The sequence below is a fragment of the Fulvivirga lutea genome, from assembly GCF_017068455.1.
Classification (GTDB): Bacteria; Bacteroidota; Bacteroidia; order Cytophagales; family Cyclobacteriaceae; genus Fulvivirga; species Fulvivirga lutea.
On record NZ_CP070608.1, the window covers coordinates 2,631,048 to 2,657,127 of the forward strand.

Genomic DNA, 26,080 nt, shown 5'->3' on the forward strand with positions numbered 1-26,080 from the left:
GATTGGAATTAAATAAAAATTAAAATCTTGGTAAACTGCTGGCATACAGCTATTTTAGCGGTTAATACTATTGGTATAATTATTATTGAATACAGTTGGCTAACGCGTTCAAATAACTATGAAAAAATTTTTACTGTCCACACTCTTATTTTTATTTTTTACGAGTACATTTTCACAAACCGGCCCTGCAGGTATTGGAACTGGAGATGGCTCATCAGGCCCCAGAAATGTTCTGTGGCTTAGATCAGACGCAGGAGTTACTCAATCTGGAACTGTCTCAGCTTGGGCTGACCAGTCTGGTAATGGATTAAATGCCGTTCAGGCAACGAGTGGCTTACGACCTACATATACAGCTTCTAATGCTAGTCTCAATGGATTGCCTTCAATGAATTTTGGCCCAAGCGGGACAACCAATTTTCATTTAGCAATACCAGATAATGATCTTTTAGATGGATCTCCTGGCATGTCTTTCTTTATTGTATTAAACCCTTCTTCTAATGGTACTTATGGGATTCTAAACAAAAGAACGACTGCTGGCTCCAACCAGGCGTATAGAATTTATAGAAATGGAGGTAATTTAACTTCTGATATTAGTAATGGTGGAGCTGCTAATATTACATTAAGTAACGCACCAAATATCTTTTCTAGTGTTTATGACCAGACTTTGGCTGGCAATAAATATAATCTATATGTCAACTCAACAAACAATAGTAGCGCAAATGTTACTACAACTTTGCCTAATGAAGCTTCACCATTGTACATTGGTAACTTTAACTTAAGTGATAATAGAAGTTTTGATGGTGATATTGCTGAAGTAATTGTTTATCAAGATGCATTAAATGCACCAGAACGAATCATTGTAGAGAATTATTTGAGCCAAAAGTATGCTATTACAATTGGTGCTAATGATTACTTTTCTTCTGGAGATGCTGCCTATGCTAATGATTTAGTAGGAATAGGAACGGTTGATGGAACAACTAAGAGTGCACAATCCGGATTTTCCGATGCACTACAAATTGAAGAATTAAATGGCAGTTTAAATAGTGCTAACGAGTTTGTTTTCATTGCTCATGATAATACAGCACATGCACAGAACAATACATCCAATCTTGGAGAAGTAGAAATTACAGACCGTTGGGCAAGAAGTTGGTACCTGCAAGCCTCTTCCAGTACAAGTTTAGAGCTAAGGTTTGATTTTGGAACAGCTGGTTTGGCTCCAGTAGGTAGTGCAACGGATTATGTTCTATTATATCGTCCTGATTTAAGCTCAAATTTCACAAGAGTTTCAGTAAATGGTTATTCAATTGAGAACACAGATCAGCTTGTAGTTGATGCTAGCAATATCAGTTTACCTTCAGGTTATTACACCATAGGAAGAGGCGCACAACTAATTCCTGTAAATATATATTCTTTTACTTCGGGTAATTGGAATAATCCTTTGACCTGGACCACAGACCCTTCTGGATTGTTAAGAGTGCCAGTAACAGGTTTAGTACCAACATCATCGGATAATGTGACAATTCTTACAGGTGACAATGTTACAATGGACTCAGACGATAATGACGGTCTGAACTTAGAAGTGGCCGGTAGTTTAATAATTGGTACAACTACAGGTCATGACTTTTTTAATATTAAAGGATCTGGTACTATAAGAATTTCAGGAAATGGCGGTTTGGATAATTTTCCAACAGGAGGCACAGCTCTTTTTGCCGATTCAATTGTAGGTGGAACCGTTGAAATTAGAGGTTCAGGACTTTCTCTTAATCAAAATAGGCAATTTAATAATGTCATTCTCAATCTCGATGCTGCATCGAATGTTGCAACACTTCTAGCCGATTATACTGTAAATGGAGATTTGACATTGACTAGAGGTATTCTGCAAATAAATGATAATAGCGCCAACTCAAGAACTATTAATACCTATGGAGACGTAAGTGTAGGCTCAAACGCAGAGCTCAATGTAGGTACAGGTAATGCTAGGCATGAGTTTAATTTTTATGGTGACTTCGTAAATCAAGGAAGGGCAGAGTTTACGAATAGAGTTGCTACCAATTATGGTGCAGAAGCAACGGACGGTATAGTTGATGCCAACTTCCTAAGTGACGTTAAAGACCAATCTATTGATTGTTTTGGCGTTACTAATTTTTATCGAATAGAAATTGATAAAGGTGAAGATCAAACCTATATTCTTGATATTAACTCATCATCTGCGGCTAATTTTAACTTATTTGGTCCGGCAGATTATGGCCACGGTTCTATAGCACAACTTACAACAAATGACAATGCACTAGGACTTTTACGAGGTACAGTTAGATTAAACACTAATGTCGATGTACCAGTTTTAAATAATACTGGAAATTATAACATATCAGAAGCTGCCAGATTGTGGGTAAATGGTGGTTCAGCCGCAAAGCCTTCTGGAACAGCTATAGTTCCATATGGTACGATACAACTATCTGGAGGTACTATTGATGCACCAATAAACAGCGGTATAACAACAAGAGCTAATGGAAATATTGTGGTTTCTGATGGTGTTTTAACTACTAGACAAATTAGAACATCCGTAAATGGTCCAACTAATATCGGTGGATATACACAATCAGGTGGTGTAGTGAATGTCACGGGAGGCTCAGTGAATCAGGATTATTATACGTTTAGCTTGTCTTACCCTGGGAATACATTCAATATGTCTGGAGGAACTTTAAATGTTGAAGGGGCCTCTGATCGAGGATTAATTTTTATTAATAGTGATCCAGGCAATATCAGTGTTACTGGCGGAACGGTGAATGCAATTTCTACGAATACGAAAATATCTAAAATAACATCAAAGGCACCTTTTTGGGATCTAACAATAAGTAACAGTTTAAATAGTACAAATTCCAATGCACGTATTGCGGTTACAACCGGTTCAACCGGAACAGGAGCTAACGAAAGCACTATATTTGATCCAGATTTAGTAGTACTTCACGATTTATCAATTCTTACAGGAACTATAAGAAATGATGGTACAAGTACGTATGGCGGGTATCTGGATTTATGCTATGATTACGATTTAGACGGCACTGACGATTGTGTAGATATATTTGTTGGAAGTGATTTAACGATTAATGATAACGCGGTTATTGACGTATTCTCAAATGAAGCTGATAATGCCAACAGTTCTACGTTAACTTTTGACAGTAATGTGTATGGAATATTCTATGTGGGCGATATTACAACTCTTGACTATACTCTGACTGGCTATGAAGACCCTGATAACGCAACTAGCAATATTTATGATGATTATAGACTTCCGCTTTACAATTTAGTAATTGATAAAGATGGTGCAACACTTCAATTGGCAGCTAAAGATCCTGGATTAGAGGATAACCCGCCTACAGATCCACTGACAAGCACAGGGGGTAAAAATCTTGATTCTAATGACGCAAGGTTACTTTACATTCGTAACGGACTTACAGTTGCCTCTAGTTCAACCCTAAATCAAATTGATCCGACAGGCAGTGGTATTTATGGGTATATAGTTAGAGTATATGCTTCAGAGATAAATGTTGATGGTAATTTGTTAGTTTACGAACAAGGTGTAAATCCTACTAATTCATTTTTGGAGATAAGAGAACAAAATCCCGATGGTAACCCTGCTACAGATGTAGGGGACATAATTACGATAAATTCTACAGACGGCTCAACTATAGGCAACCTTGTAGTGGATTTGGGAAATGATGAACTTCACTTAGGTAGTGATTTAGAGGTTACTCGATTTGTTTATCGACATGGTGGAGTCAATCTTGGAACTCATAATCTTAAAGTAGACATTCTGGATTTAAACACTGAATCTAATGGAGATAATGAGAGACTTCGTACCGGTAATTCAGAGTATTTGTTTGGACTTAATACCTCTGGAGCGCGTCAATATTTTTATACTGCAGGTAATGCGTCTGATGGAGGATTAAGTATTAAAGTGCCAAGAGTAACAAACCTTGGGGGTGCTGATGATACCCAAAATATAGGATTCGATCCTTCGTATGATAATTTCAATGATGAATATCAGAACCCTGATCTATTATGGTTCCCAATAGGTATTGCCGATAGATACACACCTGCTCTCATGTGGGTTGTAGATGATGCGGCTGTAACGTATTCCGGTGACGAATATGTGACTGTTCGACCTGTTGATGGTGAATTGAAAACAACAGACCTTTCTGGTGGTGATCTTCTTTCTTATTATTGGCGAGTAGGACACGAGGGATTTGATGGGGGTATACCTACAGTATCTTGGTTATTTCAATATGATCAGGATGACGTTGTAGGTACCGAGTCAAATTATGTTCCTGGTAAGGTACTAGATGGTGACACATATCAAAGGTCCTACGATGGAACCACTCAGGCTGTTAAAGAGGCCGGAAATAGTGGGAATGGAAGTGCAAATGATGGTACCGAAAACAATAATCTACAAGGTAATGCACCTGGTAATGTTATTGTGTTTAACGGATTAAACACGGGAACAACGCTACCATTACCCGGTAATGTTGCAGATGACAATATTGATACTGGAACTGGGGATGAAATATTTCAAGGTTTTAATGTTGATGATAACTGGGATCCACAATTTCCAAATGTTGGTTTTTCGCTAGAAAATGCAAATTACACAGCAGGTGCCGCAGCAAGATTTATAGGTGCACCTCAAATATTTTACTCTAGAAATACATCTCAAGCGAACTGGACTAGTACGAGTGCATGGTCTTTAACAAGAGACGGTGGTGCAGCTGGGGACTATCCTCGAGATGGTGATATAGCAATATTAACTAGAGATAATGGTGGAGCAGGAGATCCTACAACCTATGGAGCGGGAGTTTTCTCAATCAATAATGGAACAGGTCCTGTAAATATAGCACAGTTAGTTTTCGATGATTATGATCCGGTTAATAACAATTTTATTAGTGGTTGTCCAAGAGTCATTTTTGACACCAACGGAAGTTATGCGGCATATAATTCTAATTTTGGAACTGTAGTTGTAACTGATAGGCATATAGATGGAGGTAATCCTCAAACCACGCATGGCTCTGTAATTCAATACAATATTAATTCTAGTTACACTGGTATATTTCCAGGGGGTGACTTTGGAGATTTTAATGATGATGAAAATGCGCTTGTAATTTATGCTTGGGATGGTGGTACAGGAACTGCTACGCTTTCGGCAAGTGCCACAGAATATCCTTTACTTTGGTTTGCTGGAGGAAATTCAACGAATAGAATTGTTCAATTCCCAGATGTGGATGTTACTGTTAATGGCAGGGCTAATTTAAATGGTGACATGTTAATTAGGGTAAATAATGATGCCTCAAGAACTCTGACATTCAAAAATAACGTTGAAATTGGTTCAGGCTGTTGTGGTTCAGGTTTCTTTGAATTCGAAGGAAGCTCTACAGGTGATCAGACAGTTGTGATCGAAGGTGACCTGAGCTTTAATAGCACCAATGGTGGGCAACTAAGATTGGTAAATAATAGCTTGTCCAATGACCATAGACTAATTGTAGAAGGTAACATAACCGTTCCATCGACTGGAACAATGAACTTGGGCAATGGTACTAATTCTGTCATCGATCTTGAACTTCGAGGAGAAGGTAACAATACTTTTACAAATAGTGGTTCGGTGACTTTGCATCGAATGATTGTGAATAAAGGAACTGATAAGTCTAATAGTTTTTCTTTTAATGATTCATTTACTATTAACGGTTCAACTAATGGAGCAACCAAAGCCATTGAGATTCAAAATGGAACACTTGTATTTAATGATGCTGTTATTAATGTTAATTTGACAACAGGAGGTGATGATTTTAATATACCTTCAACAGGAGGCTTACAAATAACACAAGGTACAGCAAATGTTAGTGGTGACGATTCAGGTATTTATTTGGATGGTTGTTTGATTGTTGATGGCGGTACTCTGGATATGGACGATGCTGTTGGTAATGGGAATAATTACATAGAATATTCAGCGTCAGGGAATGCTATTTTAGAAATATCTTCAGGTTCTTTAAATGTAGGTTCACAAATTAGACCAATTACTACTGCAAATACAGGAGTTTTAAAATACCGTCAAACTGGTGGTGATGTAAGAATAGGTACACAAGCTGGCCCAACCAATAATAGAGGTATGTTACAGATTTATAATGCAGGAAGTGAATTTACATACACAGGGGGAACGTTGGCTATTGAAAGGCATCAGGATTCACCTTCTATAGCAGCTTTATATCTTGATCCGGATGAATCTGATGTCACAGGTACGATCAACATTTTTAACGCAAATACACCTGCAGGACAGACCAATTTTGGAATTAATTCTACCATCACACTAGCCGATTTAAATATTAATGGCAATAGTGGTAACAGTCCAACTGCTAGATTAAGAGTTAATCCGTTAACTGTTGGAGGAAGTTTTACAATAAATAGCGGATCTACATTCAATGCCGCGGGAATAGATTTAAATTTAGAAGATAACTTTATAAATGATGGTACATTTACAGCGTCAGCGAATACTACTTCTTTTACTAGTACTACGACTCAATCTATAAGTGGTAGCAGTAATACAACCTTCTTCAACTTTACAAAAGTAAATGCTGGTTCATTGGATGTTGATGCATCAATTATTGTGGATGGATTTTTCATTCATAGCGAGGGAACAATTAATAGTGGGACAAATACTATAGATCTCAATGGAAACGCAGTGTTGGAAGGAGGTCATACAAGTGCTGGCGGTGAAGGTATCAAGTTCTCCGGCTCTGCTTTACAACAATTATTTAGGTCAACAGCAGGCACAAGTGAAGTAGGTATTATTACCGTTGAAAATTCAAATGGAGTTGAAATTCCACCAGGTAACGGTTATAACTTTAATATAAATGGTGGTCTAAGACTAAATGGTGGTGTTTTTGATATTGGTGGAAGTAATATTCTTTTTGGGGCTTCAGCTGATATTACACCAGTACAGCCATTTTCTGTTTCAAACATGATTAGAACAAATAGTTCATTTGCTGATAAAGGAGTAGGAAAGGTGTTTGCCGCTAGTTCTTCTAGTGATTTCACTTATCCACTTGGTCAGACTTTTTATACACCAACATTCATTGATTTTGGCACATCTGGTGCATCAGGGGGGACAATATTTGTGAGTCCGGCAAATGAGTATCATCCAACTATTGATGATGGCAATGATTTGACAGCTAGTGGAGATATTAACAATGTACTTCAATATTATTGGACGTTAACCGCCACAGGTTTTGGCTCAGGTGATTTTGCCGCTGATGTAGATTTTACTTACAATGATGCATTAGTTTTAGCTGCAGATGGAGCAGAATCAGATTACATTGCGGCTAGAATATTGGCTTTCAATAACCCAACGAATGAAATAAATAAGTTTACAACTGCTGAGGTAGACGAAGCATTGAATACCATTTCTTTTACGTTTAGTGGTGATAATGCCAATGGTATTTCAGGTGATTACTTTGCTGGTATCGATTTAGCTATTCCAAATAACGTTGCGACATACACTGTAGATACAAATGGTAACTATAATGCCGATGTATATGATGTTGCCGTGCCAGGAGGTGGAGCACCTACAGGTTCTGTGGTTATTATACCAAGTGGTTTTACCCTTACTGTCAATCAAGACAATACTAGTTTTTACAGAACTGAAATTCAGGCAGGTGGAGTTTTAGAGATAGCTGATGGTACTTCTAATCATAGGCTTGGTATTCTAGACGGTACCGGTGATTTAAGGATAATTAGCAATGGTATTAGTGCTGATTTGCCAGCCTTTTCAGGAAACTTCTTAAGCTGTTCGGGTGGTGGATTAGAATATGCAGGAACGGGTAGTTATCCTATTTTAGGAGGAGTAACAGAAATTAGAAATCTGACGCTAAGTGGTTCTGGAGATAGAGATTTTCCTAATAATAATATGGATATTTGTGAAAGTCTTCTTATAAATGGTCCAACCGTTAATCTTTCTGATGGCAGGACACTTTCAGTAAATCAGGATATTGTAATTAATGGCGGAATACTAAATACTGGTACGTCAATAATAAATGTTGCAGGAGATGTAACGATATTAGGAGGTGCTTTTGATGAGGAAAATGGTGGGTCAATTACTATTGAAGGAGACTTGACAATACAAGGAGGAACTTATATATCGGGAACTTCGGGAAATCTTTTCCTAGAAGGTGACTTTATTTACATTTCAGGAATCTACAACTCTGGGTCAGGTACTAACAGAGTACGTATGGCAGGAAGTACAGCCCAAAATATTAGTGGAGATTTTACTGGAGCTAGTTCGATATATAGACTTCAAGTAAATAATTCTGCAGGGATAAATATTCAAAGTGGATCAGTTGAAATTAGTAATCTTTTGATTTTATCCAATGGAATAATAGTAACCAATGGCAACTCACTCTTAATTAATTCCACTGGTGGCATTGCTCCTAGTATTGGTAGGTTAAATTCTTATATTAATGGAAGGTTGTCTATTGTAGTTAATGGCTCAGAAGATTTTCCAATAGGAAGCTCTACACAGTGGCGTCCAATTTCAGTTAACTCGGCTTCGGTCGGAGGGCTAACTTGGGAAGCAGAATACTTTCAAAGAAATCCAACGGCTGACCCGTTAGTGGATAATCTTACTCCTACAAATTCTAGTATTCAAACGATAAGCTCTGGTGAATATTGGAAAATATCTGATGGTAATGTGGCTGCATCTGGTGTGACTGCTAGAGTTGGATTAAGCTGGGGGGCTGCAAGTGATGTGTCAACAGTGTTAGCAGAAAGAGAAGAGTTAGAAGTGATGATCTGGAATGATGCATTAAGCTCTTGGGATAATCTAGATGGCACAAGTTTCTCATCAGGTCATACACAATCTGAAGGTAGGTTTGTAGCTGTAAGCAACAATAGTTTCAGCGAGCAAATTTTTACCCTTGGTTCTACAACAGCGAATAATCCACTTCCAGTTACGCTAGTTTCTTTTGACGGAATGTTAACTGATGAATCTGTGCTATTGAAATGGAAGACTTCAACTGAAATAAATAATGACTATTTTGAACTTCAAAGATCAGCTAATGGCTTAGATTATGAAACTTTAGCTGTTATTCAAGGGAATGGTAATTCTACTAGACTAATAGAATATACTTATAGTGATGTGAAGCCGATGGCAGGCAATAATTATTACAGACTAAAACAGGTAGATTTTGATGGTAAGGTAACTATTGACCATAGAGTAGTATTGGTAGAATATATTCCGCAAAATTTCACGTTGTTATTTAATGTTTACCCTAATCCTACTTCGGAGAATAATATCAATGTTCGAGTAACTGCAAATCAAGATGTCCCTGTAAGGTTAGAATTGTTTGATTTATTTGGTAAGAAAGTATTTAGTAATGAGTATAGTTCTTCTGAGCTTTATGATGATATAAAGGTTCAACCTACAGAACAGCTTAATCAGGGAATTTATATCATTAGATTAGAACAACTAGATAAATCAATTACTAAGAGATTGATTATTACAAAATAGTCCGTTGTAGTTTTATACGTTATTAAGAATAGTTATAGCAACAATACCAGCCGTCTCCGTTCGGAGGCGGCATTTTCCTAAGCTTACTTTTTGATATCCTGAAGTTAGCGCCAATTCTAGTTCTTCCGAAGTAAAATCACCTTCTGGTCCAATGAGCACCAGTACTTTTTCACTATTAGTTATTGCGTTTTGTATTAGTAACGGATTAGCATCATCTACGTAGGCGATTAAATGTGTAGCTGTAGAATCTACCTTCTGTTCATTAATGAATGTTGAAATAGGCACTAGGTCATTAATAACAGGTAAAGTTGCCTTTAATGATTGCTTCATTGCGCTTACTGCTTTTTTCAAAAGCCGGTCAAGTTTAATGTGCCTTCGCTCAGAGTTTTGAGTAACAATAAAACTTATTTCAGAAACGCCAATTTCAATGGCTTTTTCAACAAACCACTCTGTTCTATCTAAATTTTTGGTAGGGCTGATAGCAATATGTATATGTCTATCTGGGAGGGTGGAGGTTTCTACATTTAGTACTTCTAACTGACAATTTTTAATGTTGTCGTCAGTTATCACACATAAATAATATTTGCCTTTGCCATCAATAATGGTGACTTGATCACCTTTTTTTTTGCGCAGTACTTTCAGGCAGTGCTGCGCCTCCTCTTTATTTAATATGAATGAGGTATCGGTAGCAAGGGGCTCGTAAAAGAGCTGCACTTTAAGAGTATTTACTTATTAGGTTTTCAACCAACGCTACATACTCAGTTTTCGACTCATTATTTGACTTTCCTTTTAACTCCGCCCATGCGTCATGCTTGGCTATAGCCTTAAAGTCGAAACCCCCAGGTCGTTCTTCATTATTATCGCCTTCAGTAGCTTGTTTATACAATGCGTATAATTTTAAAAGCTCATCGTTTGACGGCCTTTGAGGTAATTCTTTGGATTTACTAACTGCTTCTTCGAAATTCATATTGGTATAAATTAAAAAAGCCAGAAGCTTCCTCCTGGCTTAGTATTGATTTATTCTAATTATCTGTTTTTCATGTCAACGTAAGACCTAAGGTTTTCACCTACATAAATCTGTCTTGGTCTTCCAATCGGTTCATGATTTTCACGCATCTCTTTCCACTGTGCTATCCAGCCTGGTAATCTACCTAATGCAAACATTACAGTAAACATATCTACTGGAATTCCAAGAGCTCTGTAGATGATTCCAGAATAGAAATCTACGTTAGGATAAAGCTTTCTTTCCACGAAGTAATCATCATTCAATGCAACCTCTTCAAGTCCCTTAGCAATATCCAGGATTGGGTCATTAACACCTAATTTGTCAAGAACATCATCAGCTGCTTTCTTTATAATTCTAGCACGAGGATCGAAGTTCTTATACACCCTATGCCCGAAGCCCATTAAACGGAATGGATCATCTTTATCTTTCGCTTTCGCCATCCATTTTTTGGTATCACCACCATCTTTTTTGATGTTCTCCAGCATGTTGATAACTGCAGAGTTGGCGCCACCGTGAAGTGGTCCCCATAGCGCGTTTATTCCGGCTGAAATAGAAGCATACAAACTTGCCTGAGAAGAACCAACGACTCTTACAGTTGAAGTAGAACAGTTCTGCTCGTGATCAGCATGAAGAATCAATAACTTATCCAATGCATTGGCAATAACAGGGTCAACCTCGTATGGTGCTGCTGGTAAAGCAAACATCATTTTCAAAAAGTTACTGCAATAATTTAAGCTATTGTCGGGATAATTCACAGGATGTCCAACTTCGTTTTTATAAGCCCAAGCAGCAAACGTTGGCATCTTAGCTAAAATTCTAATAATGCTCAAGTTTACTTTATCAGCAGATCTGTTTGGATCTAACGACTCAGGATAAAATGCAGTAAGTGAAGTTACTAATGAAGATAAAACGCCCATAGGGTGGGAGTTTGAAGGGAAACCTTCTAGTATCTTCTTAATATCTTCATGAACAAGTGTGTGTACTTTAATTTGATTCTGAAAATCAGTTAACTGAGCCAATGTAGGTAGTTGTCCATAAATTAGGAGATACGAAACCTCTAAAAATGTAGACTTCTCAGCTAACTCTTCAATTGAATAACCTCTATAACGTAATATGCCTTTTTCTCCATCCAAATAAGTTATTGCACTTGTAGTGGATCCCGTGTTTTTGAATCCCGGATCAAGTGTTATCAACCCTGATTCTCCACGCAACTTGCCAATATCAATACCTATTTCTTGTTCTGTGCCTTCTACTACCGGAAGCTCATATGACTTTCCTTCGTATTTAATCTCAGCCGTTTTAGACATATTTATTATTCGTTTTAGGTTAAATCAAAATGTTCGTGAAATTAATCAAAAATCAACTTAAATAAAAGCTCGGTATGCATACTAATTGTTGCCTAATATTAAAGGCATACCGTCTTTTCCACTACCTACTACCACTACTTTACTGTTTGGTGATTTGGCTAACTCTAAAGTAGCTTCAATACCTCTCATCTTTAATAACTCAGGAGTTAAGCTACTGTTAATAATTTTGTTGGCAATTGCTTCACCATCAGCAGCAATTCTTTTTCTTTCTGCCTCGCTTTTTTCCTTATCTAATCTAAATTGATACGCCAAAGCCTCTTGCTCTTGTTTCAACTTGTTTTCAATAGCTGCTCTAATTTGATCCGGTAAATTAATAGATCTTATTAATAACGCTTTCATCTGGCAGTTGTTCTGCATTAAGCTTCTTTCAGTTTCAGTTTTTATCATCGTTTCAACTTCACTTCTTTTGGTTGAATAGATTTCTTCAGCGGTGAACCGTCCCATTACCTGTCGTACGGCTGATCTTACTTCTGGTATTACTAATGTATTTACATAACCAGTTCCAAAGTTTTCGTGCAGATATCCTACTTCATCATAAATAGGGTGGAAACGAAGCGTCACATCTACATTAATGCTCAATCCATTCTTATCAAGTACGTCCATCTTTTCTTCGACAGAGCTTTCTTTTACATCATAAACATAAATATCATTCCATGGTGCTTTCATTCCAAAACCCTGTGGAATTACATTGTCTTTATCCAATCCGCCTTGAAACTTCTTAAATATTACTGCTCGTTCACCAGCTTCAATGGTATAAAATATACTAGACGATAAGCCAAACAATATGAATAGCCCTATTACACCTATGACTATAAACGGTAAAAATTTTCTATTATCCATGATTTTTAATTTTTCTGTTAGATCGCAAATCTCCCTAAGTTAACACTAGAAAGCAAAGGCTAGTTACAAACACTCTTTACTTTATCAAAGTCTTCATAATAACCAAGAGACCCGGCAACATTCCAGTCTTCACATGCTTCTTCCTTTTTGCCCATCAAATACTTACAATTACCACGTTTTGAATAAAATGAGCCGTCAGTGTTGTTCAGTGTTATAGCCGTATTGTAGTCCTCCAGCGCCTTGCTAAACTTCTCTAGTTTTTCATAAGATTGGGCTCTGTAAAAATAGCTATCAGGATTTTGGTAGTTTTTAATGATTGCAATATTATACATATACACGGCAGAGTCGTAGTAGTTAAGGTTTTGAAAAACATTGCCTTTGTAGAAATAGTAGCCGTAGAAATCTGGATTTACTTCAATCAGGTTATTGACGCACTTAAGAGCCTCACTATAATATCCTGCTTCATTAAAGGCCACAAATTTGTAGTAGTTATACTTCTCTTCAAATGGTTTAAGCTTTGTAGCCATGTTATAATCACTTACTGCACCATTAAAATCGCCAAGTTCATACTTCATCTTTCCACGAAGAATGTAAGAATAGGCCGATGTGTCTTTTGGGTTTAGCGAAATATAATTGGAGAAAGATTCGACTGCTTTATTAATATCACCCATATTTCTGTGCGCAAAACCTTTGTACATGAATAGGATAGACAAGTCAGGATTTAATTCATAGGTTTTGTTAAAGTCTGAAAGCGCCATATCAAATTTACCTAACTTGAAATAGGTGATACCTCGATGATAATATGCATTGGTAAGGGTAGAATCTTTTTCAATACTTTGAGAAAGTAATTCAATTGCCTTTTCCTTGTCAGCTGATAAATAGCGGTAGCCTCTGTTATAAAGATCTTCAGCAGTATCGATTTCACTATTTTGGCTGGAAGCAACTTTGAAAAATCCAAAAATGAAAATAACTGATAAAAAAAATGACGAAACTAAAACTTTACTGGATTTTTTAACGTTCACTTGATGTCTAGACGGATTATAACAAATAAAACAAAATAATTCTTACCCATATCAGATATTTTTTGTATCATGCGAAATTTCCCAATTATCAGCAATTAACGGCTGGCCTGTGGAAATGTCAGGGGAAGAATTTGAACAAATCTTTCCAAAAATATTTATAAAGAATAACAATAGGGAACATTTTAGCGTATTATTTGTTCGTATAGATTGGGAAACAGGAAATAATTATCAGTAAATAACAAGAATGAGACAACTTAAGATTACGCAGTCTATCACTAACCGTGATAGTAGAACGCTCGAAAAGTACTTTAATGAAATTTCAAAAGATGAGTTGTTAACTCCTGAAGAGGAAGTTGATTTAGCTCAGAGAATCAGAGAAGGCGATGATGCCGCTTTGGAGAAATTAGTAAAGGCTAATTTGAGATTCGTGGTTTCTGTTGCCAAACAGTACCATTATTCAAACAAAATTCCTTTGAACGATTTAATTAACGAAGGAAACTTAGGTCTTGTTAAAGCAGCTAAAAGATTTGATGAGAAAAGAGGATTTAAGTTCATTTCTTATGCTGTATGGTGGATTAGACAGTCTATCATTCAAGCATTAGCAGAACACTCCAGAATAGTAAGAATACCATCAAACAAAATTGGTGCATTATCTAAAATTGACCAGGCATCTTCTTTACTAGAGCAGAAATTTGAAAGAGAGCCTACCGATGAGGAACTAGCTGAGTTGTTAGAAATGACAATTGATGAAGTTAGAACAACTGTAAGGTCACAAACTAAGCAGGTTTCTATTGATAAGCCTTTTTCAGAAGATGAAGGAAGTTCATTACTTGATGTAATGGAAGACGAAGACAGCAACGAAGTGGACAACATTGTTTACAAAGATTCTTTAAAGAGAGAGGTAGGAAGATTATTATCTACTCTAACTGAAAGAGAAAGAGTTGTAATCAACCAGTACTTCGGGTTGAGTGAAGAGCCAAGCTTATCTTTAGAAGATATTGGTGAAAACTTAGGTTTAACCAGAGAGAGAGTTAGACAGATTAAGGAAAAAGCACTTAGAAAACTTTCTAAGAACCCTAAGAACGAGCTTCTTATTCCTTACCTAGCTAGCTAATAAGATTAAGTTTATGAAAATGTAAAAGGAGCTTTTAAGCTCCTTTTTTTATGCCCTGAGTCTTACTAATTATATCGATCTTATTTCTTCGAGTTTATTTCTTTCAGTTTGCAACTCCCTTCTGAGTTTCATTTGATTTTCGAGTGACTTTCTTCTATACTCCTCGAATTTGCTTTCTAAATTATTGTAATCTTTAATTTTAGCATTAGCTACCTGTACTCTTTCCTTTAACCTGAAAAAGATTAGTCCAATAATAAGTATTAAAGTACTTAATAGGGTAAAATTAACTACTTTATAGACTGTTTTATCAATTGCTATTCCGAATATACTGATAGTAGAGATTTGGCCCTGAAGAGATTCTATTTGAGCCTGTGCTTCTTTTATTTCTACTTCTAAGGAAGTTACTTGATTATTTAAATCCTGATTCTTTGCTTGAAGATCCACTATTATTTCATGTTTGTTATTAATACTATCTGTAACACCTTTCCAAAAGGAGTTAAGTTCTTGAATTTTGATAACCTTATATTCTTTAAACGTTTCTGTTTCATCCATTAAAACAGAAAATTGATCGTTTAATTTTTGAGAAATAGCGGAAGAAGCAAATAAAATGAAGATTGTAAATAATAAAGATTTCATCAAAATATTTTTATAGTTAAATAAGATATGCGTTAAATCTAGTAAGTTGTAATTAATCAATGCTATTAAAATTCCTCTGATTCGATAAGCTGGCAAATATTTCGTTAAAAATCCCTTAAAATAGGTTCAATGTTGAAAAATACTTCTATATTTATTTCGAACATCAGAACTTAACAATTTGTACTATGCATAGAATAGGTTTAAAATTTGATAAATATAGTATTTTAACTTTTCCGATGGCTTTTGCTATTATTCCTATTCTATTAATAGCTTCAATTGTAGTAGGTGTTTGCACTATTATCTTAAAGGTAGTAGTGGATGTAATGACTTAATAGTTTAACTTAAAGCATGAGTAAAATTCATGTTAAGTCATATTTGCCGCATCCCTGGCATGGTATAAATATCGGTGCAGAAAGCCCTTCCATCGTAAACGCCTTCATAGAAATGACACCTTTCGATTCTGTTAAATACGAAATCGATAAAACGACTGGTTTTATTAAGGTAGATCGTCCCCAGAAATTTTCGAATATTGTTCCAGCTTTATATGGGTTTATTCCACAAACATACAGTGCGGAAAACGTAGCTGAGCTTTGTCAACAAAAGACGGGAAACAATTCTATTGTAGGTGATAAAGACCCTGTAGATATTTGTGTTCTTACTGAGCGCAATATTAATCATGGTAATATTATAGTTCCGGCATTGCCAATTGGCGGCTTTCGAATGATTGATGGTGGTGAAGCTGATGACAAAATTATTGCTATTTTGAAAGGCGATGAGGTTTTTGGCGATTGGACTACCATTGAAGATTGTCCAGACTGTTTAATTAACAGACTTAAACATTACTTTTTAACATATAAACAAATGCCAGGTGAAGCACCGATTAAAAAAACGGAGATTACTCACCTTTATGGTAAAGAAGAAGCATATGATGTAATTAGAAGGAGTGTTAAGGACTATGAAGATCACTTTAGTGTTTCATAGTTGATATTCAAAAACAAAATCATTAAAATAGAAGAGAACCAACTAACAAATAGAAATATGAAATTTTTAAACAAGTTTTTAGCAATAGCAGCGGTCTTTACCTTAGTATCATGTGGTGGTGCTAAGCAAGAGGAATCTACTGAAGAAGATACAGCTGCTTCAGAAGAAATGGAGATGGAAAAAGAAGAGTCTGCCAAACCAATGGCCATGGCAGCTATTTCTAGTGCTAGCGGAAGTACATTAAGTGGCGAAGCTAATTTTACAGATAATGGTGATGGAACGGTAGCGTTTGAATTATCAGTTTCAGGAGCTGCACCAGGAACCCATGCTATTCATTTACATGCAAATGGAGACTGCAGTGCACCGGATGCTACATCAGCAGGTGGTCATTGGAATCCAGCCGATGTTGATCATGGTAAAAGAGGCGAAAGCCAAATGTTTCATGCCGGTGATATTGATAACCTAGTAGTAGGTGAAGATAGTACAGGAAGCTTATCAATGTCAGTTAAAGGCTGGAGTGTTGGAGGTGCAGATAGCACTAATGTTGTTGGCAAGGCCATAATTATTCATGCCAGTGCTGATGATTTCACCTCTCAACCGTCTGGTGCCGCTGGCCCAAGAGTAGGTTGTGGAGTAGTAAAAGAAAAAATGTAAGTATATCTCATTCGTAAATTACAGAACCCTGACATTCATTGTCAGGGTTTTTTATACGCCCCGTTTGTCGCCATACAGATGTATATGCAGACGATCAGTAAAATTGAAACCTGACTCTTTGCAGATATCAATAAGCCAGTCTCTTTTAGAACGCAGCTGCTCTGCATTTGTGCCTTGGGGCATCAGGTATATTTTATCCTTAGTAAGGCTGTTCCTTTCAATAATTTGAAACAACTCAGCTAAATCTTTTTCAGTATCAATTACAAATTTGAAAAACGACTTCGGGGTAGAATTAAAAAAGCTTAAAGCATTCTCTTTAATCCTTAACTTAAGTTCATTATTTGAGTTTGAGAGTTTTGGAGATACATTGTACTGATCTACGTGGGTATCAATAGATTCATTTGGAAGCAGTGTGCCATTAGTTTCAACCTCAATAGTATAGCCGTTCTCTTTGAGTAATCTCATAAATGAAACCAATTGTTTCTGTTGCATCAGTGGCTCGCCACCAGTAATGATCACCCTTTTGCATGGAAACACTTTTACCTTTTCAAATAACTCATCATCTTCTAATTCTGTAATCCATCGTTCTTTCTCAAACTTTGTATATTCAGGCTTGTTGTCGTTATTGTGTTTGAACTTCGTTCCTTTCCAATTCCATGTATAATCCGTGTCGCACCACACACAGTGCAGGTTACATAATGATAAACGAACAAAAATTGCAGGTTTACCGAGGCTTGCACCTTCGCCTTGTATCGAATAAAATACTTCTGGTTCGTTATTTAGTACAGCTAATTTCACAGTGTAAAACTACATAGCAAAATAGTTAACTAAGTTCTTTTTTGAGAAGAATCACGGTAGTGTATGACAGGAGTCAGGATTATGACATGCGGTTATTATCATCTTTGACATGTGATTGAATTGAAAGAATCTGTTAGGGAGAAAACAAAGTGCTTTCATTGTGGTGATGAATGCATTAATGAACTTATTCAATATGATGACCATGATTTTTGCTGTCATGGTTGTAAGGCTATTTACCAACTTTTTGAAGGAGGCGAGCTAGAAGAGTTTTATCATTCCAGAACAAAGGTTGAAAAGGGTAAGTACAACTATCTTGATTTAGATGAAGTTCAAGAGAAGTATTTAAGTTTTAAAACACATGATTTTCAACAGGTTAAATTAAAATTACCAAGCATTCATTGCAGTTCGTGTTTGTACGTACTTGAAAATCTGTATCAGATAAATGAGGGTATTAAAAAGGTGCGTGTAGATTTTGGTAGAAAGCAAGCCGAAATATTATTTGACCCTACACTGCTCAAACTATCAGAGTTATGTGAGTTGTTAGACTCAATAGGCTACAAGCCAGACCTTTCCATTGACGATAGACCGAAGAAGAGGGTTATTAGCGACATCGCCTTAAAAATTGGGGTGGCTGGCTTCTGCTTTGGGAATGTAATGCTAATATCGTTTCCCGAGTATTTGGGAATAGATTCTACCACAGACTCTGAGTTCACTTCATTTTTTGGTTACATTAATTTGCTTCTCTCAATACCTGTTCTCATATATTCGGGCAGAGATTATTTGATTTCAGCATACAAAGGATTAAAGCATAAGATGATCAATATTGACGTTCCTATTGCATTGGGAATGTTAGTGCTTTTTATTAGAAGTGCTGTTGAGATTTTGGGACAAACTGGCATTGGCTATTTGGATTCGTTTACAGGACTTATTTTCTTCCTGCTCATAGGTAAATGGTTCCAGGGGAAGACTTTTGAGAGTTTAACATTTGATAGAGATTATAAATCCTATTTTCCATTATCCGTAATTAGAAAAAACAATGGCCAAGAAGAGAATGTAACCATTCATAATCTTGAGCCAGGCGATGAAATAATCATTAGAAATGAAGAGATTATTCCATGCGACTCTGAATTGCTAAGTGATTCGGCCAGAATTGATTACAGTTTTGTTACTGGAGAAAAAGACGCCATCAGATTAAATTGTGGTGATCTTGTTTATGCCGGTGGTAAGCTAATAGGAGGTAGGGCAGCGTTTAGAGTGAAAGCCAAGTCATCGCAAAGTTATCTGACAAGTTTATGGAATGATAAAGCCTTTAAGAATGAGAAGCACACTACTTCTGAAGAATTAACTAATAAGATCAGCAAGTATTTCACAGTGGCTGTATTGGCTATAGCCTTGGCAGGGAGCTTATACTGGCTAGTTTATGATCCTACTAAAATATGGCCGGTAGTAACTGCGGTACTTATAGTGGCTTGCCCTTGTGCACTGGCGTTGGCTGCTCCTTTTACAAATGGCAATGCAATTAGAATAATGGGTCAGAAGGGATTTTTCCTTAAAAAAGCTGCTATCACTGAAAAACTGTCAGATAGTGATATCTTAATTTTTGATAAGACAGGTACACTTACTGAGCAGTCAAACCATGCAATCAATTATGTTGGGGACACATTAAGTGAGTTTGATTTGGTGGCAATTAAAAGCCTAAGCGCTAATTCAACGCATCCGCTGAGCCAACTGATATACAATAAGCTGGATGCACCTCAAATTGATATCAAAGAGTTTAAAGAACTAAACGGGAAAGGTATTAAAGGCATTATTGATGGTATTAACTACCAATTAGGTTCAGCAAAATGGCTGGGTGTAAAAGATATTATAAACCATGATCAAGCCAGGGTTTATGTAAGTATAAATGGTAATGTTAAAGGTTACTTTGAAATTAAGTTGAGTTATAGAGAAGGGTTGAAAGAACTTATGCATGCGCTATCTGCCAAATATCAACTTCTTGTTGTATCGGGTGATAATGATAGTGAGCTTAAAAACCTTGAGGCTATTTTCCCGGTTGGAATTCAGTTTCATTTTAACCAAAAGCCTGAAGATAAACTGAGGATAGTGGAAGAGTTACAACGAACCGGCAAGAAAGTGATGATGCTAGGTGATGGGCTCAATGATGCTGGTGCGCTTCAAAAAAGTGATATTGGCGTAGCGGTGACTGATGATATTGCTGCTTTTTCACCTGCTTGTGATGGTATATTGCAGGGAAGTTCATTGACTAAACTTAATGTCTATCTGCAGTTTGCCACAGTAAATAAGCGTATATTGTTTCAAAGCTTTGGTATTTCGTTTTTATATAATGTTGTAGGTTTGAGTTTTGCTTTAGCAGGATTATTAACACCAATAGTAGCTGCTATACTTATGCCTTTAAGCAGCGTTTCGATCATTTTATATACAACCTTATCCAGTAATTATTACGCTAAAAAATTAACCTTATAAGCTATGTCAGTAATCTTTGTTTTAATTATGGTGAGTTTGGTAGTGGCCAGTTGCTTTCTTGGTTTGTTCATTTGGGCTAATAAATCAGGGCAATATGATGATACTGTAAGCCCGGCAATACGTATGTTATTTGATGATAAGAAAGCGAGGAAAGATAAGAAGTAGCATTATAAAGGCTTTTCTTCAGTTTTAGTACGTTTGGGCAAATCCTCCAACGCTCTTTTAATTCCCTCTTTAACTTCAGCATAATTCATTTTAGGATGTGCAGGTAGGTATTTTTCAGTAATGGATCGAAACACTATTTGACCCAACTCACGATCTGCCACATCTATAATGAGTGTTCCTTTTAAGAAATGATAGTATCGTTCACTCTCATCGTAATGCTCCCAAAGAGGTAAAGCTTCTTCATGTACGATAGAGTTAAGTGCAGAATCTTCTTTAATTACCACATGATAATTAAGCATCAAATCTGAATTTTCATCACCTTGTTCATAACCTTTGTTATACATTTCTTCGGCAATGGCATTGGTAATGTCTTCCAACACTGCTTTAGAATAAATATAATCTGGCCCTTCAAAAGATGGTGTACAATTGTTTAACCAACACCAGGTTTTATATTGACTAAAATCTGCTTTGGGGTCTTGTTGAGATTCAATGGTATACTCACCACACGCGGCAAGTATTAGAAGTAGGGGTATTGCTATCTTTTTCATGATAATACAAATCTAAGAGATGACATGGCTCAGCATTGTGAGGACAATCAAAATGCTTCTTGATGTTTGTCAGTATTTTAGACCTATTTCCTGTGGAGATTTGTTAAATGAAAATTCCGGAAAAATTAATCGAAAAATATAACGTTCCAGCTCCCAGGTACACCAGCTATCCTACAGTACCCTACTGGGAAGAAGAACAGGTAAGTCCCACTGACTGGCTATCAGTAGTTAAACGCACGTTTAAAGAATCTAATTATACTCAGGGAATTAGCTTATACATACATTTACCTTATTGCGAAAGCCTTTGTACATATTGTGCCTGTAATACCCGCATAACAAAAAACCATGCGGTTGAAGAAAGTTATATCGATGCGCTTTTAGCAGAATGGGATATCTATCTGAAAACATTTGATGAAACTCCTATATTAAGAGAAATACATCTGGGAGGTGGGACTCCCACATTCTTTAGTCCGGAAAATTTAAGTAGGCTACTGTCCGAGATATATTCAAAAAGTGTGTTGCACCCTTTGTTTGAATGTTCTTTTGAGGGTCATCCAAACAATACCAGCCTGGAACACCTGGAGGCGTTATACAATTTAGGATCAAGACGAGTGAGTTATGGAGTACAAGATCTTGACTTCAAAGTGCAAAAGACGATTAATCGGGTTCAGCCTTTTGAAAATGTGCTGGGAGCAACAGAAGATGCACGTAAAATAGGGTTCAAATCAGTAAATTTTGATTTGATCTATGGCTTACCATTTCAGACAGTTACCAGCGTAAAAGATACCATTGAATCCGTTCTTAAGTTAAAACCTGAACGCATAGCATTTTACAGTTATGCGCATGTGCCATGGAAGAAACCAGGACAGCGAGCATATACTGAAGCAGATTTACCAGATAATTCTTATAAGCGCGAGTTGTATGAAGAAGGTAAAAAACTACTCATAGATAATGGCTACATTGATGTTGGGATGGATCATTTTGCCCTTCCTGCTGATCCGCTTTATAAAGCATATCAAACAAAGAGTATGCATAGGAATTTCATGGGCTACACTCATGCCACTACCGACTTACTAATAGGCTTAGGTGCTTCTGCCGTAAGCGATGCTAAATATGCCTATGCTCAGAACGCTAAGCATGTTGAAGATTATAAGGAAAAGATAGGTAGAGGAAAATTGGCTCTAGAGAAAGGCCACTTCTTAACGGAAGAAGATTTACTAATGCGTAAAATCCTTTTAGATATCACCTGCAAAGGTGAATTATGCTGGTCTTCTACTCCAGATTGGCTTACACTCAATATGCTTATCCAGTTGAATACAATGCATGAAGAAGGGTTGCTAAAACTCTATCCAACAGGGTTTAGAATTACCGATTTAGGGATGGCCTTTTTACGAAATATCTGTATGGTATTCGATAAGCGCTTGACAGAATACAAGACTGAAAAGCAGATGTTTAGTAAGGCGATCTAAGCCACAAGCAACTAGATTCAAGCTGCAAGTTAGACTATCTTTTTAGTTTAGCTTGCAGCTTATTGCTTTCTACTAGAAGCTTCCTGATATTAATCAGTTTTCACTCTAATCACCATCATTAATAGCCCCTAAAACCATATCTATCTTCGGGTATATTTTAAATAACCAAAGGTAAACTATGGAACTAGAGAAATTCAGCTATGATAATAAGGTAGTTAAGTACTTTATGGTAGCTACCGTTATTTTCGGTGTTGTTGGAATGCTAGTGGGTTTAACAGCTGCCATACAGTTGTTTTATCCTATTTTTAATTTCGACCTCGAATACACCACTTTTGGCCGAATAAGGCCACTTCATACCAACGCCATCATTTTTGCATTTGTGGGTAATGCCATGTTTGCAGGCGTGTATTATTCATTGCAGCGCCTGCTCAAAACCAGGATGTTTAGTGATGCACTAAGCTGGATTAACTTCTGGGGCTGGCAGTTGATAATTTTGGCTGCTGCAATTACGTTGCCCTTAGGGCTTACAACCTCTAAGGAATACGCAGAATTAGAATGGCCAATTGATATTGCCATTGCACTTATTTGGGTTGTGTTTGGTGTCAATATGATTGGTACCATACTCAAAAGAAGAGAACGGCATATGTACGTGGCTATCTGGTTCTATATTGCCACGTTTGTTACAGTAGCAGTTCTGCATATTGTAAACTCATTTGAGATGCCGGTAAGCCTTTTTAAAAGCTATAGCTGGTATGCAGGCGTACAAGATGCATTAGTACAATGGTGGTACGGCCACAATGCTGTTGCATTTTTCTTAACCACACCGTTTTTGGGTTTGATGTATTACTTCCTACCTAAGGCGGCTAACAGACCTGTTTATTCCTATAAATTATCAATTATTCACTTCTGGTCTTTGATATTCATTTATATCTGGGCTGGCCCTCACCACTTATTATACACTTCACTGCCTGATTGGGCACAATCATTAGGCGTTGTGTTCTCCATCATGCTTATCGCGCCAAGCTGGGGTGGTATGTTAAATGGATTGTTAACTCTTAGAGGAGCCTGGGACAGAGTACGTGAAGATCCTGTTCTAAAATTTATGGTAGTGGCTGTTACTGCCTATGGTATGGCCACATTTGAAGGGCCTATGCTTTCATTAAAAAATGTGAATGCCATAGCGCACTATACCGACTGGATTGTTGCTCACGTACACATTGGTGGATTAGGCTGGAATGGCTTCCTCATTTTCGGTATGATGTACTGGCTGGTGCCTAGAATGTGGGGTACCAAACTTTACTCGGTGTCACTAGCTAACACACACTTTTGGATAGGTACACTTGGTATCATATTCTATGCATTGCCATTGTATGTTGCTGGTATTACTCAAAGTTTAATGTGGAAAGAGTTTAATGCTGAAGGTTTCCTTGAGTATAAAAACTTCCTCGAAACTGTGGTTCAGATTTTACCAATGTACATGCTTAGAGCTGTTGGTGGCGGACTATACCTGATAGGAGTATTTGTAATGATCTACAACATAGTGAAGACTGCAGGTACCGGAAGCTTTATAGCTAATGAAGAGGCAGAAGCACCGGCACTTTTAAAGGAACAAAAAATACACTCAGGTGGATGGCACACTGTGTTGGAGCGTAAGCCAGTATTATTTACTGTACTAACGGTAGTGGCCATATTAATTGGTGGTGTTATAGAGATGGTTCCAACATTCCTGATTAAGAGTAATGTTCCAACCATAAGCAGCGTAAAACCATACACACCTTTAGAGCTTCATGGACGTGATCTATATATCCGTGAAGGATGTGTGAGTTGTCACTCTCAGATGGTGAGGCCATTTAGATCTGAAACAGAACGCTATGGAGAATACTCTAAAGCTGGAGAGTTTGTGTACGATCATCCATTCTTATGGGGCTCGAAACGTACTGGGCCAGACTTACACAGAGTAGGAGCTAAGTATCCTGATAGCTGGCACTATTATCATATGCTTGATCCTAGCTCGGTATCTGCTGGTTCTATAATGCCGCCTTACCCTTGGTTGTACGAAAAAAGTATTGATAAATCGATGACAGCTGATATGATCAATGCATTGAGAACTATAGGCGTGCCCTATGAAGAAGGCTATGAAAATGTAGCTAATGATGAACTCGATAAACAGGCCGCTGAAATAGTAGCCCGTTTGAAAGCAGAAGACAATATTGAGATTGTACCTGAAGCTGAAATTGTAGCCTTGATTGCTTATTTGCAGCGATTAGGAACAGATATAAAAGTTAAACCAGAGCAAGTCTCTGAAAACCAGTAAGCCATGTTTAAATACTATTTCGAACAAATACATAATGTGGAGATTTGGCCAATTATTTCATTGACAATCTTCATGATATTCTTCCTGTGTCTTTTGCTGTGGGTGTTTACCACAGATAAAGGATACATCACAAGAATGAAAAACCTGCCCTTTGAAGGCGGTGATCTTCCAGAATCTAAATTGAACAATCATGAATAAGAAATTAGGTTTAATCATATTAATGGCAGTTCTCTCAATAGCGAATGTCAATGCACAATCTACTGCCGATATGGTGAGTACGAATACTGCTCTTTACATTGTGGCCGGGTTTGTATTTATTGTTGCGCTTCTTGTGTTAGGTGTTTCGGTGGTTGTGTTACGATTGTTACGAGTAATGGTGCGACAAGAGTTGGAGAAAAAAGCCACTGAAAAGGGAGTAGAGTTTGTTGAGGAAGAAAGTTGGTGGTCTAAATTTATGCAGAAGGCGAATGATGCTGTTCCTGTTGAAGAGGAAGAAACAGTATTGTTGGATCATAACTATGATGGCATCAGAGAGTTGGATAATCACTTACCACCGTGGTGGAAATGGATGTTCTACTTATCGATTGTTTTTGCTGTTGTTTACATGTTAGGCTACCACGTGATCGGAAATATGCCGCTACAGTTGGAAGAGTATAAGGCAGAAGTTTATGCCGCCAATGAAGCAGCAAAAGCCAGGTTAGCCAATGCGCCAGTAGAAAATGTTGATGCTAATAGTGTAGTGGCAATTACAGATGCCGCATCATTACAAAAAGGAAAGCAGATATACCTTAATAACTGTTCACAATGCCATAAAGATTTAGGCGAGGGTGGTATTGGTCCAAATCTTACTGATGATTATTGGCTTCACGGAGGTGATATTTCAAGTGTATTTACCACGATACAAAAGGGTGTTCCTGAAAAAGGTATGATCTCTTGGGAACCACTTTTATCACCGACACAAATGCAGAATGTAGCTTCTTATATTCTCACTCTTAGAGGTACAAACCCTCCTAATGCTAAAGAACCTCAAGGAGAGCTCTTTGTGCCTGAAGTAATTGAAGATGCATTGGATAGTGTGGATACGGAAGAAGTAAAAGAAGCTGTAGATAGTCTACAAATGGCTTCGAACAATTAA

The 26,080-nt window shown here is 37.1% G+C and carries 19 protein-coding genes; 11 read left to right on the forward strand and 8 right to left on the reverse strand.

The genetic code is table 11. From position 1 onward, the window contains the following. Positions 1 to 118 precede the first annotated feature (118 nt). The gene (locus JR347_RS11775) at positions 119 to 9,547 is read left to right on the forward strand and encodes a T9SS type A sorting domain-containing protein (protein WP_205720803.1); all 9,429 of its coding nucleotides are present in this window, start codon (positions 119 to 121) and stop codon (positions 9,545 to 9,547) included. A gap of 12 nt (positions 9,548 to 9,559) precedes the next feature. On the opposite strand, the gene JR347_RS11780 is transcribed toward JR347_RS11775, so the two are convergent. The 5 genes from JR347_RS11780 to JR347_RS11800 form a co-directional block, all read right to left on the reverse strand. Then, the gene (locus tag JR347_RS11780) at positions 9,560 to 10,261 is read right to left on the reverse strand and encodes a 16S rRNA (uracil(1498)-N(3))-methyltransferase (RefSeq protein ID WP_205720804.1); all 702 of its coding nucleotides are present in this window, start codon (positions 10,259 to 10,261) and stop codon (positions 9,560 to 9,562) included. A 1-nt stretch (position 10,262) separates the two neighbouring features. Next, positions 10,263 to 10,514 carry an acyl-CoA-binding protein gene (locus JR347_RS11785; protein WP_205720805.1) on the reverse strand — a complete coding sequence of 84 codons (252 nt, stop codon included), beginning with the start codon at positions 10,512 to 10,514 and terminating at the stop codon, positions 10,263 to 10,265. A gap of 59 nt (positions 10,515 to 10,573) precedes the next feature. Then, positions 10,574 to 11,860, reverse strand: coding sequence for a citrate synthase (locus tag JR347_RS11790; protein ID WP_205720806.1), 1,287 nt, complete (start codon positions 11,858 to 11,860; stop codon positions 10,574 to 10,576). 81 nt (positions 11,861 to 11,941) lie between these two features. Then, positions 11,942 to 12,760, reverse strand: a complete 819-nt coding sequence (locus JR347_RS11795; RefSeq protein ID WP_205720807.1) for a prohibitin family protein — start codon at positions 12,758 to 12,760, stop codon at positions 11,942 to 11,944. A gap of 59 nt (positions 12,761 to 12,819) precedes the next feature. Continuing rightward, the gene (locus tag JR347_RS11800) at positions 12,820 to 13,782 is read right to left on the reverse strand and encodes a tetratricopeptide repeat protein (RefSeq protein WP_205720808.1); all 963 of its coding nucleotides are present in this window, start codon (positions 13,780 to 13,782) and stop codon (positions 12,820 to 12,822) included. A gap of 244 nt (positions 13,783 to 14,026) precedes the next feature. Between JR347_RS11800 and JR347_RS11805 the strand changes: the two genes are divergently transcribed. Beyond that, positions 14,027 to 14,896: a sigma-70 family RNA polymerase sigma factor gene (locus JR347_RS11805; RefSeq protein ID WP_155184428.1), complete on the forward strand. Its 870-nt coding sequence runs from the start codon at positions 14,027 to 14,029 to the stop codon at positions 14,894 to 14,896. A 69-nt stretch (positions 14,897 to 14,965) separates the two neighbouring features. Here the strand turns inward: JR347_RS11805 and JR347_RS11810 are convergent, their stop codons facing one another. Beyond that, entirely contained in the window at positions 14,966 to 15,532 is a 567-nt protein-coding gene (locus JR347_RS11810) for a hypothetical protein (RefSeq protein ID WP_205720809.1), read from the reverse strand. Positions 15,533 to 15,717: 185 nt separating this feature from the next. On the opposite strand from JR347_RS11810, the gene JR347_RS11815 reads away from it, so the two are divergent. The 3 genes from JR347_RS11815 to JR347_RS11825 are packed head-to-tail and all read left to right on the forward strand — an operon-like array spanning position 15,718 to position 17,167. After that, positions 15,718 to 15,864 (forward strand): hypothetical protein, encoded by a 147-nt coding sequence (locus JR347_RS11815; RefSeq protein ID WP_205720810.1) that lies wholly within the window; start codon positions 15,718 to 15,720, stop codon positions 15,862 to 15,864. A gap of 16 nt (positions 15,865 to 15,880) precedes the next feature. Further along, entirely contained in the window at positions 15,881 to 16,513 is a 633-nt protein-coding gene (locus JR347_RS11820; RefSeq protein ID WP_205720811.1) for an inorganic pyrophosphatase, read from the forward strand. 57 nt (positions 16,514 to 16,570) lie between these two features. Further along, positions 16,571 to 17,167: a superoxide dismutase family protein gene (locus JR347_RS11825; RefSeq protein WP_205720812.1), complete on the forward strand. Its 597-nt coding sequence runs from the start codon at positions 16,571 to 16,573 to the stop codon at positions 17,165 to 17,167. Between the two features lie 51 nt (positions 17,168 to 17,218). On the opposite strand, the gene JR347_RS11830 is transcribed toward JR347_RS11825, so the two are convergent. Further along, positions 17,219 to 17,965 carry a 7-carboxy-7-deazaguanine synthase QueE gene (locus JR347_RS11830; RefSeq protein ID WP_205720813.1) on the reverse strand — a complete coding sequence of 249 codons (747 nt, stop codon included), beginning with the start codon at positions 17,963 to 17,965 and terminating at the stop codon, positions 17,219 to 17,221. Between the two features lie 111 nt (positions 17,966 to 18,076). Between JR347_RS11830 and JR347_RS11835 the strand changes: the two genes are divergently transcribed. Together JR347_RS11835 and ccoS are read left to right on the forward strand one after the other, a co-directional pair. Then, positions 18,077 to 20,449, forward strand: coding sequence for a heavy metal translocating P-type ATPase (locus JR347_RS11835; RefSeq protein ID WP_205720814.1), 2,373 nt, complete (start codon positions 18,077 to 18,079; stop codon positions 20,447 to 20,449). Positions 20,450 to 20,452: 3 nt separating this feature from the next. After that, positions 20,453 to 20,614 carry a cbb3-type cytochrome oxidase assembly protein CcoS gene (gene ccoS, locus JR347_RS11840; protein WP_205720815.1) on the forward strand — a complete coding sequence of 54 codons (162 nt, stop codon included), beginning with the start codon at positions 20,453 to 20,455 and terminating at the stop codon, positions 20,612 to 20,614. A gap of 2 nt (positions 20,615 to 20,616) precedes the next feature. On the opposite strand, the gene JR347_RS11845 is transcribed toward ccoS, so the two are convergent. Further along, a complete protein-coding gene (locus JR347_RS11845; protein WP_205720816.1) occupies positions 20,617 to 21,162 on the reverse strand; it encodes a DUF4136 domain-containing protein in 546 nt (181 codons plus the stop codon). A gap of 107 nt (positions 21,163 to 21,269) precedes the next feature. On the opposite strand from JR347_RS11845, the gene hemN reads away from it, so the two are divergent. The 4 genes from hemN to JR347_RS11865 all read left to right on the forward strand — a co-directional run bounded on the left by hemN (position 21,270) and on the right by JR347_RS11865 (position 26,080). Beyond that, positions 21,270 to 22,631 (forward strand): oxygen-independent coproporphyrinogen III oxidase, encoded by a 1,362-nt coding sequence (gene hemN / locus JR347_RS11850; protein WP_205720817.1) that lies wholly within the window; start codon positions 21,270 to 21,272, stop codon positions 22,629 to 22,631. Positions 22,632 to 22,809: 178 nt separating this feature from the next. Continuing rightward, entirely contained in the window at positions 22,810 to 24,945 is a 2,136-nt protein-coding gene (gene ccoN, locus JR347_RS11855) for a cytochrome-c oxidase, cbb3-type subunit I (protein ID WP_205720818.1), read from the forward strand. 3 nt (positions 24,946 to 24,948) lie between these two features. After that, positions 24,949 to 25,143 (forward strand): cytochrome C oxidase Cbb3, encoded by a 195-nt coding sequence (locus JR347_RS11860; RefSeq protein WP_205720819.1) that lies wholly within the window; start codon positions 24,949 to 24,951, stop codon positions 25,141 to 25,143. Continuing rightward, a complete protein-coding gene (locus JR347_RS11865; protein ID WP_205720820.1) occupies positions 25,136 to 26,080 on the forward strand; it encodes a cbb3-type cytochrome c oxidase N-terminal domain-containing protein in 945 nt (314 codons plus the stop codon). Before JR347_RS11860 ends, JR347_RS11865 begins: the two co-directional genes overlap by 8 nt.